The organism is Streptococcus ratti FA-1 = DSM 20564 (assembly GCF_000286075.1).
Lineage (GTDB): Bacteria > Bacillota > Bacilli > Lactobacillales > Streptococcaceae > Streptococcus > Streptococcus ratti.
This window is the reverse complement of sequence record NZ_AJTZ01000005.1, coordinates 140,381-155,488: the sequence shown is the minus strand read 5'-3', so window position 1 is coordinate 155,488 and position 15,108 is coordinate 140,381. Positions and strand designations below refer to the sequence as shown.

Annotated in this window: 13 protein-coding genes and 1 pseudogene; all 14 read right to left on the bottom strand. The window is 42.0% G+C overall.

Annotation, left to right across the window (positions count from 1 at the left end; all coding sequences use genetic code 11):
• Positions 1–7: 7 nt before the first annotated feature.
• The 14 genes and pseudogenes from ftsY to ccpA all read right to left on the bottom strand — a co-directional run bounded on the left by ftsY (position 8) and on the right by ccpA (position 15,084).
• Positions 8–1,519 (bottom strand): signal recognition particle-docking protein FtsY, encoded by a 1,512-nt coding sequence (gene ftsY, locus SRA_RS02775; protein ID WP_003087408.1) that lies wholly within the window; start codon positions 1,517–1,519, stop codon positions 8–10.
• 1 nt (position 1,520) lies between these two features.
• Entirely contained in the window at positions 1,521–2,339 is an 819-nt protein-coding gene (locus tag SRA_RS02770) for a Cof-type HAD-IIB family hydrolase (protein ID WP_003087392.1), read from the bottom strand.
• Positions 2,326–3,141 carry a Cof-type HAD-IIB family hydrolase gene (locus tag SRA_RS02765; protein WP_003087381.1) on the bottom strand — a complete coding sequence of 272 codons (816 nt, stop codon included), beginning with the start codon at positions 3,139–3,141 and terminating at the stop codon, positions 2,326–2,328. The genes SRA_RS02770 and SRA_RS02765 overlap by 14 nt, the downstream gene beginning before the upstream one ends.
• Before the next feature lie 86 nt (positions 3,142–3,227).
• Positions 3,228–4,286: a DUF3114 domain-containing protein gene (locus SRA_RS02760; RefSeq protein WP_003087380.1), complete on the bottom strand. Its 1,059-nt coding sequence runs from the start codon at positions 4,284–4,286 to the stop codon at positions 3,228–3,230.
• A gap of 224 nt (positions 4,287–4,510) precedes the next feature.
• Positions 4,511–5,719, bottom strand: a complete 1,209-nt coding sequence (locus tag SRA_RS02755; protein ID WP_003087378.1) for an alpha/beta hydrolase family protein — start codon at positions 5,717–5,719, stop codon at positions 4,511–4,513.
• A 66-nt stretch (positions 5,720–5,785) separates the two neighbouring features.
• Positions 5,786–6,235: a helix-turn-helix domain-containing protein gene (locus tag SRA_RS02750; protein ID WP_126417915.1), complete on the bottom strand. Its 450-nt coding sequence runs from the start codon at positions 6,233–6,235 to the stop codon at positions 5,786–5,788.
• 184 nt (positions 6,236–6,419) lie between these two features.
• Positions 6,420–6,845: a hypothetical protein gene (locus SRA_RS02745; RefSeq protein ID WP_003087374.1), complete on the bottom strand. Its 426-nt coding sequence runs from the start codon at positions 6,843–6,845 to the stop codon at positions 6,420–6,422.
• On the bottom strand, positions 6,842–7,255 hold the full coding sequence (locus SRA_RS02740; RefSeq protein ID WP_003087373.1) for a helix-turn-helix domain-containing protein: 414 nt from the start codon (positions 7,253–7,255) through the stop codon (positions 6,842–6,844). Before SRA_RS02740 ends, SRA_RS02745 begins: the two co-directional genes overlap by 4 nt.
• A 133-nt stretch (positions 7,256–7,388) precedes the next feature.
• The gene (thrS, locus tag SRA_RS02735; protein WP_003087372.1) at positions 7,389–9,341 is read right to left on the bottom strand and encodes a threonine--tRNA ligase; all 1,953 of its coding nucleotides are present in this window, start codon (positions 9,339–9,341) and stop codon (positions 7,389–7,391) included.
• 326 nt (positions 9,342–9,667) lie between these two features.
• Positions 9,668–9,852 (bottom strand): annotated as a pseudogene (locus SRA_RS10435) (hypothetical protein).
• Between the two features lie 78 nt (positions 9,853–9,930).
• Complete coding sequence (locus SRA_RS02730; protein ID WP_003087368.1) at positions 9,931–11,265, bottom strand: glycosyltransferase family 4 protein; 1,335 nt, start codon at positions 11,263–11,265, stop codon at positions 9,931–9,933.
• A gap of 1 nt (position 11,266) precedes the next feature.
• Complete coding sequence (locus tag SRA_RS02725; protein ID WP_003087366.1) at positions 11,267–12,265, bottom strand: LTA glycolipid anchor biosynthesis glycosyltransferase, IagA/BgsA family; 999 nt, start codon at positions 12,263–12,265, stop codon at positions 11,267–11,269.
• Positions 12,266–12,511: 246 nt separating this feature from the next.
• Positions 12,512–13,975, bottom strand: coding sequence for an alpha-amylase (locus SRA_RS02720; protein ID WP_003087364.1), 1,464 nt, complete (start codon positions 13,973–13,975; stop codon positions 12,512–12,514).
• Positions 13,976–14,082: 107 nt separating this feature from the next.
• Positions 14,083–15,084, bottom strand: coding sequence for a catabolite control protein A (gene ccpA, locus SRA_RS02715; protein WP_003087361.1), 1,002 nt, complete (start codon positions 15,082–15,084; stop codon positions 14,083–14,085).
• Positions 15,085–15,108 lie beyond the last annotated feature (24 nt).

Below are 15,108 nucleotides of genomic sequence, written 5' to 3'. Positions count from 1 at the left end.
TTGTCTTTTACAGTAGTCCCTCCAAAAGTCCCTTCATGAAGTCTTCCGAATTGAATTCACCGATATCATCAATTTTTTCACCAAAACCAATGAATTTTACTGGGATATCAAGTTCCTGACGAATAGCTAGAACAACACCGCCTTTAGCTGTTCCATCAATTTTTGTTAGCACTAAACCTGTCAGAGGTGTTATTTTTGAAAATTCCTTAGCCTGAACAAGAGCGTTCTGTCCTGTTGAGGCATCAAGAGCCAGAAGTGTCTCATGAGGTGCATCTGGTATAACACGCTTGACAATACGGCCGATTTTTTCCAGCTCTGCCATCAGATTGTCCTTATTTTGCAGACGGCCGGCCGTATCGATCATGAGGATATCAACATCTTCTGCCACTGCTCTCTCAACACCATCATAGACAACACTGGCAGGATCAGCCTTTTCGGGTCCTGTAACCACAGGCACATCTACACGGCGGCCCCATTCGACCAGCTGAGCGACGGCTCCGGCCCGGAAAGTATCAGCTGCAACCAGCATGACTTTTTTCCCTTGATTTTTATACTTGTAAGCTAATTTCCCGATAGAAGTTGTCTTTCCGACACCGTTGACACCAACAAACAGCATGACCGTAACGCCATCTTGCAGATTGATTTTTTCATTGAACTGACCGTCTTTTTCATAAATATCAACCAATTTTTCAATGATGACACGGCGAAGAGCCTCAGGTTTCTTGGCTTTTTCTAATCTAGCTTCATAGCGCAAATCCTCAGCTAAAGTCGAAGCAACCTGAACACCGACATCCGACAGAATCAGCACTTCTTCCAGTTCTTCAAAAAATTCTTCATCAACACTGCGAAAATTAGCCAAAAAAGCATTCAGACGAGCGCCAAAACCCCTACGTGTTTTTTTCAGACTGCGGTTATATTTTTCTTCCTCAGTTTCAGCAGCACTTGTTACTTGATTTGAAGCTTGTTCTTTCTCAGATTGATTGACAGCCTCATCCGTTTCTTCTTGGGCTGAGACTGCTGTTTGATTTTCTTGTTCAGCGGTTTCTTCTTGCGCTTGACTTTCCACTTTTTGTGCCAATTCAGCCTTACGAGCATAGTATTCTGCCATAAAATCTGCTGAGCTACTTTTTGGTTCAGCTGCTGGTATTTCTGACTCAGCCTGAGAAGCTGTAACTTCTTCGCCGGCAGCTGTATCCTTAGCAATTTCAGGAGAAGCTTCTGATGTTTCTGTGAGCTGCTCTGCTGACCGGACAGGATCTAAGGCCGCTGACTCTTGAACCTCTTCTGTCTCTGGCACAGCTCCAGAGACAGAATCAGGCACAGACTGGTCAGTCTCAGGCAAATCTTCAGGAACAGTAGATGTCTGTTCTGTGCCCGAAAGGCTTTCTGCTGCGGCCGACAAATCTGCCTGTGACGGCCTTTCATCAGCTTCTGCTTGATCTGCCGTCTGAGAAATATCCGTTGTTTCTAAGTTATCTTCTTGTTTTTTCTTTCCAAATAAGCGGTCAAATAGTCCCATGTCACTCCTCGTTTAAAATATATTGTTCGATTGCCTCGGCAACGCCGGATTCGTCGTTGGTCCGCTTTGTAACAGCATCAGCTGTTTCTTTTGCAATAGCAACACCGTTTGCCATAGCTACGCCAAAGCCGGCCCACTTTAGCATGCTTAGGTCATTTTCTTCATCTCCCATAGCCATCACTTCACTTTGGTCAATCCCTAGATGCTTAATCAATAGATTCAGTCCGACTGCTTTGTGGACACCTTTAGGCATAAATTCCAAAATGATATCCCGCGATTTAAAGACCTCGAATTCTTCATACATGTACTGGGGAATTTTGGTAATTTGCTGGTCCAAAAAATCCGTATTATAAACAACGACCGCCTTATTATAGACCACATCGGGAAGGTGCTTAAGACCATCAATTTCACGAAAAGTCAGCATGGGATTTGCCAGCTGATAAAGCGAATGGTTGTCTTGGTTGCTGATGCTGTAGACCGTACCATCGCTCAGCACATCAACAGGCAAGGCTAATTTTTCCATCTCTGTCTGAATGGTTTCAATGTCCTTGCGTGTCATGGCAGCCTTATCCAGAATCTCTCCGGTCGTTCGTTGAACCAAGCCGCCATTAAAGGTAATGAGGTAATTGTCCTCTGATATTAAATCAAGATCTTCCAGCAAGTGTTCAATAGCTTTCAAGGGGCGGCCTGTCGTGATAACAACCTTAACCCCCTTTTCCTGTGCCGCTTTGAGAGCAGCCTTATTTGCAGGACTGACTTCCTTTTGAGTATTAAAAAGTGTCCCGTCCAAATCCAAAGCCAGTAATTTAAATTCTGCCATTCTTTACCATACCTTCCATGTAAGCGATCACTGATTCTTCTTGGTGGTGGGCAATAACATCATCTGAGATTTCGCGAATTTCAGCCCGTGCATTCCTAGGCGCAACTGCCCTTCCTGCAAAGGTCAGCATTTCAAAATCATTTAAATCATCACCAAAAGCTACAACCTGATCCGCATGGATGTTTAAAGCCTGGCAGAGACGATTGAGACCAAAACCTTTGTTGGCACCCTGCAAAATAACATCGATAGATTCAAAGCCTGTTGTTACAGCCTGCATATGGGGCAGCTCTTTATTGAGCCAGACCATACCTTTATTAATATCCTCAGCAGGGAAATTGGTCGTGATTTTAAAAATATCATCATCCAGATGGTCAAAATTTTCAACCAAGCAGATATTCTCATAATAATAACGCATTTTTTCCACATAGCTTTGAGGACTGTCGGCCAGAATATAAGCTGCTTTCTTCCCGGACAAAAGCAGCTCGGTTCCTTGATTATAGGGATTTTCTAAAATTTTATCAATTAAAAAGAGATACTGTTCCTCAGTCATAAAGCGCTCAAGCAGAACTTTATTTTTATATTGAATGGAACTGCCGTTTTCAGCAATGACAGCAATCCGCTCCACAAAATCAGCAAAAAGCTTGTTCAGCGCGAGAAGTCCGCGGCCACTGGCAACAGTAAAGATAAGGCCCTGCTTGTCAAATTCCTGCAGCAGTTTATCCAAACGCTCATAATCAAAACTGCCGGTAGAATTTAAAAAAGTGCCGTCCATATCTGTAGCAATTAGGCGTATGTCTTCCATCAGAATCTCCTTTCGCGCATCACACTACTTTTATTTTATCAAAATTTAAGCAATTTTTGGGAATTATTTCCTAAAAGTTGCGACCTTCACCTTCTTTTCCATTTCAGTTTAAAAATTTTCCATTTAAATTGCCGTACCTGCTTTTTAACAGCCTTGAAGTTACTCTTGCGCCTGTCGGCATAAAGACCTTTTTTATTAAAATAACTCCTTTGCCAGTCCTCGATAGAATCGGCCTCAGTCCTTTTAGAAACAGCCATAGGAGCCCGAAAGCCAAGACCTTCATTAGCGATAAGCTTTTTTCTGAAAGCAGGATCATGTCTTTTGGCAGGATTGACATCCAGCTCCCAATGGCGCTTGTCTGTCTTATTGGCATAGTTAAAACTGGCACCGTTGATGATCGCATTTTGGCTGCTATACTCAGCATCAATTTCATTTAAAAATCGACCCTCATCATCAAGAATAAATTCGGTATGATAATTCAGCAGCACCTTGAAATTAACCCGCATACAATTATCCGGATAAATAACGGTACCATCTTTAAAGGCCCGCTTATTGTGGAGCCTCGCAGACTCTTTCAGACTATAGTCAGCTGTTTTCCGCCAAAATTGCTGCTGCTTTTTGCCTTTTAAAAAAGCAGCCAAGGCTTCTTTATCGGTCATTGCACTTTTTTTGAAATGCCGGCGAATATACTGAGCCTGCTGGCTGGAAATGACATAGCGAAACTGGTGAATACGTTTAGCAAAAGTGGTTTCAGCACTGAGTTTATTCTTTGGAAAAACCTCTTGAACCAGCAGTGAAAAATCATGCCAGAAAGCGTGGTCTGGCGCCAAGTTATTTGAAAAATGACCAACTAATTTTTGATTTTCCTGCAAATCACCAGATAATTCTTCCGGCATAGCAGCCATATCTAAGACAATTATCAGCAGGTCTTGAGCTTTTCTCCTGCCGTAAGCATGCTGCCATAATGACTGAAAAATCTGAGAGCCTATGCAAAAATCAGATAGCTGCAAATTTCTTTTAGCTAGTTGCTTTATATCTTTCCTAGTCCACCCTGCACTTTCCCATAAAAGCAGCTGCTTAGCCTGCTGATAGCGCTTATTCAGCCCTGCTTGGGAAAAGGTATAATTTTCTAAAATTGACCACATAGGCTCCCTCCTTTCAACACCATATTATATCAAAAAAGGCCATAAGACAGAAGCAGATTCTTTGATACCAACAGCCTCTTTGATGGCTTTCTATCAAAAGAAGCCCGGCAGGACTTCTTCTTTTCTTATTCAGCTTTAACAAGGCATCATTACTACTACATAGTCGAACAGACTTAAATAGCTTAATGGCCCTGACTGAAATGGCTCATTTCTTCTTTACAAGATTATCCCTCTTTCTTAAAAAGATGATTCAGCCACTCAAAAACGACATAGTTCATCAGACGGAAATGATTCACTTGGCAATGCGCATCTGCACCGCTGGCAGATTCAAATTTTCTGACAGTGGCAGGCACACCACGCTTACGAAAATCCTCAACAATCACATCTGTCTGTCGCAAGAGTTCTGGACTGTCTCCTGCACCTGCCAGAAAGAGACTGGGAATGCTTATTTTATGATAGTCTACTGTTTGAGCTTGTTTCAAAACTTCGCTGACAGAGCTTGTAAAGTCAGCTTGACCAAATTGCCAAGCATATTTTTTCAAGTTAACTTCTGCAACCTTATTCACACTTGTTACCAGCTTGCTGCCCCATTTCAGAACCGTTTGGGGAGTTTTTAGTACAGCTGAAAATGACACCCGAAAGACTTGGGCAACATCATAAATGGGCGTGGAAGCAATCCAAGCTTTAATACGCTTATCTTGTTCTGCCGCCTGCGCTGTAAAATAACCGCCACCGCTGAAACCAGCAAGGGCAATATTATCGGTTGGTGCTTGATACCAATCCAAGATAGCTGAGATAGCCGCTCCCGCATCTACGGTAAAAGGCATAGCTTGTGCTGGATTTTTTCCTTGACCGGGCAAATCAACCATTAGGACATTGTAGCCATTTTTCCAGCCAGAATAGCCCAGCATATAAAAAAGATCTTCACGGCTAGTATCTCCGCCGCCTATTACAATCACAGTATCTCGCGGTCTATCATCATAGATAATGGCATAACCCGGTAAGTTTTTCCCAGCAAAAGGAACCTCAATGCTTTTAAGCGGGGTATCACTATTATCTGCTGCTAGCATGAAAAAATCTTCCATGCGTTGAAAATTTTCCATAAATTCCGGCACATTGGGATCTGTAAACTGAAGAGCTGCACGAAGGGCATAGCAAGCTGAAAAATACAAATGAGACATCAAGTCTCTGTAACCATCCTTTTCGGCTTGTTCCGCTTCATTTTCCAAATAATTAGCATGCTCCGTAAAGCGTTCCCGCCAATCTGCAGGATTGCCATCTCGGATACCGCTAGCAATATAAAACAGTTCACCTGCACTCATTCCAAGCATTTGCCCAATTCCCAGCATCCAATTAAAGCAGAAATCCATATCTTTATTATTAAACTTAACTTTATAATCTTGACGTTTCAAGATAGCATCATTTTCTTTCATTAGTGAAGACCTCCTTTGTTTGTTTTTTGTTCCGAACCAATTGAACTAAAATAGTAAAAGAAAATCCTAGACTCCCCCTTTATCAAAATCCTCTAAAACTTGGTTAACAGCAGCATCTATCTTATCATAGAGATGGGCAAGGGTTCTGAATTGCTCTCCATAAGCAGAAGCATGATGATCAGCCACTTCAGTAAATAGATGCTTCATTTCTTCAATGACAGCCATCCTGGAAGTTAACCAAGTGACAATCCCCATAAGATTGAGGTGAATAAAACGTTCTCTTGAGTTCAAGCGACTGTGATAGCTGATCATCCCTTTATCCTCCAGAAAACGAAGACCTGTGCTGGTGCTAGCTTTTGACAGACCAAGCTGCTCAATAATCTTATTAAAAGTAACACTATCTTCTTCTTCCAGCATGAGATAGGCTAAAATACTTGAAGGTGTACGTGCATAATCCAGCTGCATGAAGATATTGGTGATTTTTTCAATCTCTCTTAATTTTGTTTCTTCCATCATTAGTTCCTTTAGTTCATCACAAACTAAACTTATCATTTTAGGTAAGAATTGTCAAGAAAATAATAGGCTTTTAGTCAAAAACACCGATATTCAAATTGCCCTAAAGAGAGACTAGAGCCAATCTAATCTTGAACTGCCTCCCTCGGTTAGGCTTCCTAAATTCAGTTTTGAGGGACCGCACGGTTCAGTTTTTCTTTTCTGATTTTGACTTTCCCTTACGCAAATACATATAATAGACACCAAACAAGCTTAAAATGAGCAAATCAAAAACGAATTGCCAATCAAAAAGCTGAATACGATTCCTAAAAAGACTGGTCAATAGTACTAGTATGGCATCTGCCCAAAAGGCTAGTCCAGCTAAAATAAAAGCTGATTTGCTTTTGAAAAGATAGAAAACTGGAGTCAATATCCCACTCAATAAATTGCTTATCCATAATATCAAAAAGAGGATAGGATAGTGGCTAAAGTAAGTCTCAATAGCTGGCTTATAATGTTCTGCTAAATAAGCTTGATTGTGGGTCATCACCATAACAAAATCATAACAGCCAATCATATTTAGAAAAAACATCAAGGTTGCAAAGCTAAGGCCAAAGCCAGTTAGTTTTCTCATTTCATTAACCCCATTTCTTCAAAAGCCTGAACAAAGAAATCGCTGTTTAACAAGGCCAAGCCTTGATTGATATCACCTAAGACCATAAGACTATCGCCTTTTTTAATGTTAAACACTTTTCTAGCCCGTACAGGAATGACAATTTGTCCCTTTTCACCAACCGTTACCGTTCCAAAGATATACTTTCCCTCCTTAGGTTTACCAGCGAAAAGAGAATCATCACCATTAACCAGCTCATCTAAGCTAATGTCAAAAATTTCTGCCAAACGGCTTGAAGCGACAATATCTGGTAAACTCTCGCCCAATTCCCATTTACTAAGGGTTTGGCGGGATACTCCTACCTTTTCAGCTAATGTTTCCTGAGAATAGCCTAACTTTTTTCTCAATAAAAGAATCGTTTCACTAATCATACTTTTCCTACCTACTTTTTTAACCCCATTATAGAGGGTTACTATCCGACTTTCAAGCAAGCTTAGCTGGCAAAATTAAAAAGTTTTGTTAAAAATCATAGCAAAAAAGAAGCCCTCTGGACTCCTTTTTTACTTATTCAGCAGATTCTTCTGGACGCGATTTCCTAGCAATATCCGCTAAGATGTTTTCAACAAATTCATCCAGAGCTTCGGTATGGGTCTGCTTGCTGCCATAGCGGCGGACGTTAACAGACTTGTCTGCCATCTCCTTGTCACCAACAATGAGCTGATAAGGAACTTTTTGAGTTTGGCTTTGGCGGATCTTGTATTGCATCTTTTCATTGCGCTCGTCAACTTCAGCACGGATACCGCGGTCACGCAAGGTCTTAGCCACTTCCCAAGCGTAATCAAGGTGAGCATCATTGGAAACAGGGATAACCGTTACTTGTTGTGGCGCTAACCAAGTTGGGAAGGCACCCTTGTAGGTTTCAATCAAGATAGCAGTGAAGCGTTCCATGGTTGAAATAACCCCGCGGTGGATCATGACTGGGCGGTGCTCTTCCCCATCAGCACCCGTGTATTTAAGGTCAAAGCGTTCAGGCAGGAGGAAGTCCAACTGAATGGTTGAGAGGGTTTCTTCATTGCCAAGAGCTGTTTTCACTTGGATATCGAGCTTAGGACCGTAGAAGGCTGCTTCGCCTTCTGCTTCAAAGTAATCCAGTTCCATATCATCCATAGCTGCTTTAAGCATAGCTTGGGCATTTTCCCACATGGCATCGTTGTCATAGTATTTGTGCGTATCTTTAGGATCGCGGTATGACAGACGGAAGCGATAATCGGTCAAGTTGAAATCTTCGTAAACGTCAATGATCAGCTGAAGCGTCTTTTTGAATTCGTCTTGAATTTGTTCTGGTGTGACAAAGGTATGACCATCATTAAGAGACATTTCACGCACACGCTGCAGACCTGTCAGAGCACCTGATTTTTCGTAGCGGTGCATCATACCGATTTCAGCGATACGAATTGGCAATTCACGGTAAGAATGCACGTGGTGCTTGTAAACCTCGATATGGTGTGGACAGTTCATTGGACGAAGGACAAATTCTTCACCGTCACCCATATCCATAGTTGGAAACATGTCTTCGCGGTAATGATCCCAGTGACCAGATGTCTTGTAGAGGTCAACAGAGGCAATTGGCGGCGTATAAACGTGTTGGTAGCCCGCAGCAATCTCCTTATCAACAATGTAACGTTCCAGCGTGCGGCGAATGGTTGCTCCATTTGGCAGCCAGAATGGCAAGCCTTGTCCAACTTCTTGTGAAATCATGAAGAGATCAAGTTCTTTACCAAGTTTACGGTGATCACGTTCCTTGGCTTCTTCCAGACGTTTGAGGTAGGCTTTAAGATCTTTCTTGTCAAACCAAGCAGTACCGTAAATACGCTGCATCATAGCATTATCGCTGTCGCCGCGCCAGTAGGCACCAGCCACATTAAGAAGGTGGAAAACTTGGATACGACCAGTCGATGGGACGTGTGGGCCACGGCAGAGATCCACATATTCCCCTTGGCGATAGATGGTGAGACCACCTTCATCTTCCGAATGTTCTTCAATCAACTCTAATTTGTATGGATCGTTTTTGAAGATTTCACGTGCCTCATCTTTGGTCACTTCTTCACGAATAGAAGGGAAGTTTTCTTTGACGATTTTCTTCATTTCTTCTTCGATACGCGGAAGGTCTTCATTAGAAATTTGCCCTGCTTGATTGTCCGTATCATAGTAGAAACCATCTTCAATAGCTGGACCGACACCCAGATGAATATTGGGGAAGAGACGGCGTGCAGCTTGGGCAAAGAGGTGAGCAGCTGAGTGACGCAAGATTGGCAAAGCATCCTCATGGTCAGGCGTGACAATCTCAATGCTGCCATCTTCTGTGATTGCACGTGTAGTGTCAATCAATTTTCCATTCAATTTACCAGCCAAAGCTTTCTTAGCGAGAGAGTTGCTAATGCTTTGTGCAATATCAAAAGTTGTTACACCAGATTCAAATTCACGCACAGCGCCATCTGGGAAAGTGATTTTTACCATTGGAGTTTCTCCTTTTTAATCTTAATTTTTGACAGTTTCCTTAGGTGGCAGGGTCGGCAGCGACTCCCCTGCGGAATTCCATGCCTAAGTTTTGAGCCAAAATCTCAAAACTTCCCCATCGAATAATCACGACTGATTATTCGATTCTCGCCACTGCGGAAACCGTCGTTAGGGCTCGCTTTGCTCGCATTTAGTCATTGTGGGTAGAGTTGGTAACGGCAAAAACGATTATCAACCTCTAAGATAGAAAAATCAACAGCAGCTTCTTGATCGCTATCTTCAAAAGCAATAATATCCACCCGCCATCTTCCCTCTACCCTATTTTTCTAAGGTAAAGAAAATACGACCTCCCCGAAAGGACGTCGCAACGTGGTTCCACCTTCATTCGTGTACAGCAAAAACGAAACTGCTGCCACCTCAAGTTTGGCTGTAACGTAGCCACCGTTTTATGTTTGCATAAAAACTTGGGGAGTAGTATTAAATGATAGGTCTGCGCTTTCTCAGCTGCCAAGCGCTCTCTTAAAAACCAAACACACTTAACATGTCTCCAAAATTTATTATAGCAGGTTTTCTTTGTTTTTCAAGTCTCTTAATCAAGAAAATCCCGAATAGTATTAACCAAACGAACTGGAGCCTTGACTACCTTGACAGATGTCTTGGCAGTTTTTTTAAGGGCAGTAGCCGGAAGTTTGACAGTTGTCTTTACAATTTTGATGGATGTATCCGTCTTATTTCCTTCGACAGCCAGAGACAGTTTTTCCTTTTTCTTAGCCTTCTTTGAAATAATCATATCCAAATAAAAGGCAAAAACAGATTTTCCAAAATGTTCAGCAGAAATTTCATACAGTTTTTTCTGCCAGAGGCTGTCATCTTTAGCCGGCGTAGATATGATAGCATCTAAAACAGCATCCGCCAAATCTGACTCTGTCTGATAGAGGGTGCCAAACATTTTATCGGTAATCAAATCATTGAGATAAGGATTGGCCTGAGCAATAATCGGCTTGCCGCTGGCCAAACTTTCGGTATAAGTCAGCCCTTGCGTCTCACTGGTTGAGGCACTGACAAAGAAATCAGAAAGCTTGTAATAAAAGGCTGTTTCATCGTGTCCAACCATCCCTGTAAAAATAATATGATCGGTAACACCTAAGTCTTTGGCCTGCTCTTTCAAATCATCAAGATAAGGACCGTCTCCAACAATAAGTAGTTTGACCTTGGCATTTCCAGACAAAATCTCCGGCATCTTTTGAATCAGAGCCTGAATATTTTTTTCATAGGATACTCTGGATAAGCTTAAAAGAACGGTTTCGTCATCCGCAAGACCTAATTTTTGGCGCAGAGCTTCAATATCTTCCTGACTGATATCCGGCCGTTCATAGTTTTTTAAGTCAATACCTGTGGGAATTATCCGCTTGGGAATCTTCACAGAATAGCCGTCCAGCAAATTAAGGGCAATGCGGCTGGGGCAGATAACGCCGTCCAGATCGCTCAGATAGCCTCGAATGATATATTTAACCATGCTGGGGCGAATCAATTTACCGTTAGCAATGTAGCGGACATAGTCTTCATACTGGGTGTGGTAGGTATGAATAACCGGAATGCGCAGGGCTTTCCCAACCATTTTTCCTAAAATTCCCAGACTGAACTCTGTCTGAGTATGAATGATATCCAATTTGTAGGCCTTAGCGATTTTATAAGACGCAAAAAGTCCCCGGTAAACAACTCGGCGGTCGGTAAAAGAAATAAAAGGAACGCTGGGCAGACGAATGATTGTCGGATCTTCATAACGTTTCACATGCTTATCAGTCGTCGTAAAAATATAGACTTCATGCCCTTGTTTTTCCAATTCCTCTTTCAGGATTTTGATACTTGTTGCAACACCTGAAATCTGCGGCAGATAGGTATCGGTAAAAAGACCTACACGCATCTTACTCCTCCATTACTTTTTGGTAAACACTGACCAGATCATGTGCCACCTTGTCAATATTGCGGCTGCAAGCGACTCTGTAGCCGGCTTCTTTTTTATCACTGCGTCCATCAAGAACCTTTTGAATAGCCTCTTCAAATCCTTCAGCTGTTGTTTCAAATTCGGCATCTTCGTCCGTTATCCAGCCTTCATAAACCGGAATATCTCTCAGGATAACATGCTGATGGCTGGCCAGAGCCTCCAAAACAACAATCCCTTCTGTTTCTTCCAGACTGGGAAAAAAGAAGGCATCCGCACCGCTCATAGCTCCTTCAAAAACATCCCCTTTAATATAGCCGGCAAAGGTCACATTTTGGGGGTGTTTTTTAGCAACAATGGCTCTGACATCATGGGGAATGACCCATTTATTGGTTTCCCCAAACCAGATAAAGCGAACATGGGGCATTCTCTCAGCAACCTTGATAAAATCTTCAATTCCCTTGCGTTTAAAATAAAGACCGGCACAGATAACGACCGGCCTATCACCAGTTAGCTGAAAATGACGTCTAAAGGCGTCTTCCTTGGCCTCGCTGGGCACATAGCGCTCCAAATCAATACCATTAGAAACAGCATAGATGGGGTTCTTAATGCCATAGCCTGCAATCAGGCGCTTTGAATAGGGGGTCGGAGTAATAATGGCATCAGCTTTTTTATAAAAATGACAAAGATATCTTCTAAAAAGAGGGGCTACTAAATTCGAACCGATAAAGGAATCTCTAAAGTCCTCTTCTGTTGAATGACCGTGCATAATAACTTTTTTTCCAGCCTTCTTAGCACGATTCATTAAGCGCCAGCTTTTAAAGCCATAGGTATTAATATGAACCAAATCATAATCATCTTCTGGATTGGTTGTATAATCAATTCCTGCTAAAGTCAAAGCACGCTCTTGATGTTTGATGGCACGGCCAATACCTGATTTTCTCAGGTAGTGCTCTGCCTCCAAATACAGTAAAACTTTCATGCTTCTAATTATAACACTAAATCTTTTGAGATGCCACTGACTGCTGCTGCACCAAATTTACTAGCCAAGCTGATATATTATCCTGCCAAAGCTCTATGAATAAGCCGGCTAAAACTGCTTATTCTCGTCTTTTAAAGTACTTTAACACAAGAAAACAGATTGAAAAAACAAGACTGCAAAAAAACGAAGACACAGCCTTCGGCATCATCGCCGCAGACTTTTAGACCTCGCTTTTTCACTATAGCCTTACAAGTGAGCATCCTTATTAACCCAAGCCGATACAGAGCCCGCCTGCACAGGAAAATCACCCCAGCCTTGATCATCTAAAACAACTTCGTCCGAACAGTTGCCAAGGTAATCCACAAAAACTTTATTCTTATTATATTCTCCCATGGTCATATGCTTCCAGCCAGCATCACCATTGGTCATAACAACGGCTAAACCATCAGGATGCTCCTCATCTCCCAGACAGGTCCAGCCGATACAGTTCGGATGGTCAAAATAATCCTCAGTCGGACCGTAAACATGGTATTTCCTAATATAGAGAAGCTTATCTAAAACGGTTTGGAAGGATTCTTGGGCAAAGTCACCTGAAATACCGTAATAATCGCCATAGAAAACACAAGGCATTCCTTCTTGGCGCAGCAATATTAAACTGTAGGCCAGCGGTTTAAACCATTCTGCAACCGTTGACTCTAAGGCCTGTCCTCCTTGTGAGTCATGATTGTCTACAAAGGTGACAGCAAAATCAGGATTGCTTTGCATCAGACTGTCATCTAAAATGGTCGCTAAATTAAAATCCGCCCCTTTTTGTCCGGCTTCAAAAAAATTCATGTGCAGCATGACATCAATGAGATCCATCTGAAGTCCGGTATCATTAAGATAGTCAGTAATATCAAAATTGCTGTCTTTCCAATATTCTCCAAAGACATAGAGGTTTTCTTTAAAATGATCGCGAATGTAGCCGATAAACTCTGCCATAAACTGCTTATCAATATGCTTAACAGCATCTAAGCGAAAGCCACCGACACCGCTTGTTTGCAAAAACCAGCCTGCCCATTCTTTCAAATGTTCTTGTACTTCGGGATGCTTAAAATCAATATCATCGTACATGAGATAATCATAGTTGCCGTTTTCCTGATCAATATTTTCCTGATTGGCCCAGCCTTTATTGTCTCCAAGAATCATATAGATACCTGTTTCATTATGCAGGGCATCGTAGTCTACACCGGTAAAATGGTACCAGTGCCACTTGAAATCACTGTAGGCATTTTGCCGTCCCGGAAAATTAAACTGCGTCCAAGCTTCAATCTCATATGGCTCTGAAATTTTTTCCTGGCGGTTGCTGGGATTGACCTTAATCACTTCAAATTTTTCCTTGGCATCGCCATTAGCCTTATGGTTAAGAACAATATCCGAAATTGGCATGATTCCTTGTTCTTTGAGAGCTTTGACAGCAGTTAAATAATCTTCCTTGGTGCCGTATTTGGTTCGAATAGTTCCGTTTTGATCAAACTCCCCCAAATCGTAAATATCGTAAACGCCGTAACCAACATCATTTGAGCCTGTTCCCTTAAAAGCCGGCGGCATCCATACCTTGCTAATGCCGATTTCGCTTAAATGCTGGGCATCCTGAGCTAAATGCTGCCAGTGCTGTCCGTCGTCCGGCAGGTACCATTCAAAATACTGCATTATTGTTTCGTTTGTCATAAGTGCTCCTTTTATCAAAAGAGTCCAGAATATAACTCCCAGACTCTTTTATATACTTGTAAAATACGATTGCCTTTTCAATCTTAAAAATGATAAGAACGGAAGAATTACTTAGTTGTTCCTCTTTCTGTAATCCCATGATTAAGAACAATTTCTTTTTCTTCCAGCTCTTCCTTGTTCATGATCTTGGTCAGCATGCGCATGGCAACAGCACCCAAATCATAAACAGGCTGGCTGATAGAGGTCAAATTCGGACGGGTATAGGAAGTAATGGCAGAATCGTCGCTGGTAACAATTTCAAAATCTTCCGGTACTTTTTTGCCGGCAGCAAAGAGACCGTTTAAAAGACCGGCAGCCAGTTCATCTTCAGCAACATAGGCAGCTGTGGCACCTGAATTGATGACCCGCTGAGCAAGATTGTAGCCTTCTTGGTATTTATACTGCGCTTCAAAAACAAGACCTTCTTTGAAACTGAGCTTATTGTTCTTAAGCCCTTCCTTATAGCCGCTAAGCCGTACCTTGCCATTAATATCATCAATAAGAGGTCCCGATACAAAGGCAATCTTATCATGATTTTTAGCCAGCAAATCCACTGCATTTTGAGTAGCTAATTTATAATCAATATTGACACTTGGCAATTGGTGCTCAAGATCAACTGTTCCTGCCAGCACAATCGGCGTACGCGAACGTGAAAATTCCGCACGGATTTTTTCTGTCAGATGGTGTCCCATAAAAATAATACCATCTACCTGTTTGGCAAACAGAGTATTGATAACATTAACTTCCTTATCATCATCCTCATCGCTTGAAGCAAGAACAATATTATATTTATACATCGTTGCGATATCGTCAATTCCCTTAGCTAAGATTGAAAAATAAGCATTGGCAATATTAGGAATCACAACACCGACGGTAGTTGTCTTTTTACTCGCTAAACCACGCGCCACGGCATTTGGCCGGTAATCCAAACGGTCAATAACTTCCAAAACTTTTTTCCGAGTATTTTCTTTTACATTTTTATTGCCATTTACAACGCGGCTGACCGTTGCCATAGATACTCCGGCCTCCCGAGCAACATCGTAAATAGTGATAGTGTCATCTGTGTTCATCCTTGCATCATCCTTTCTATTTTG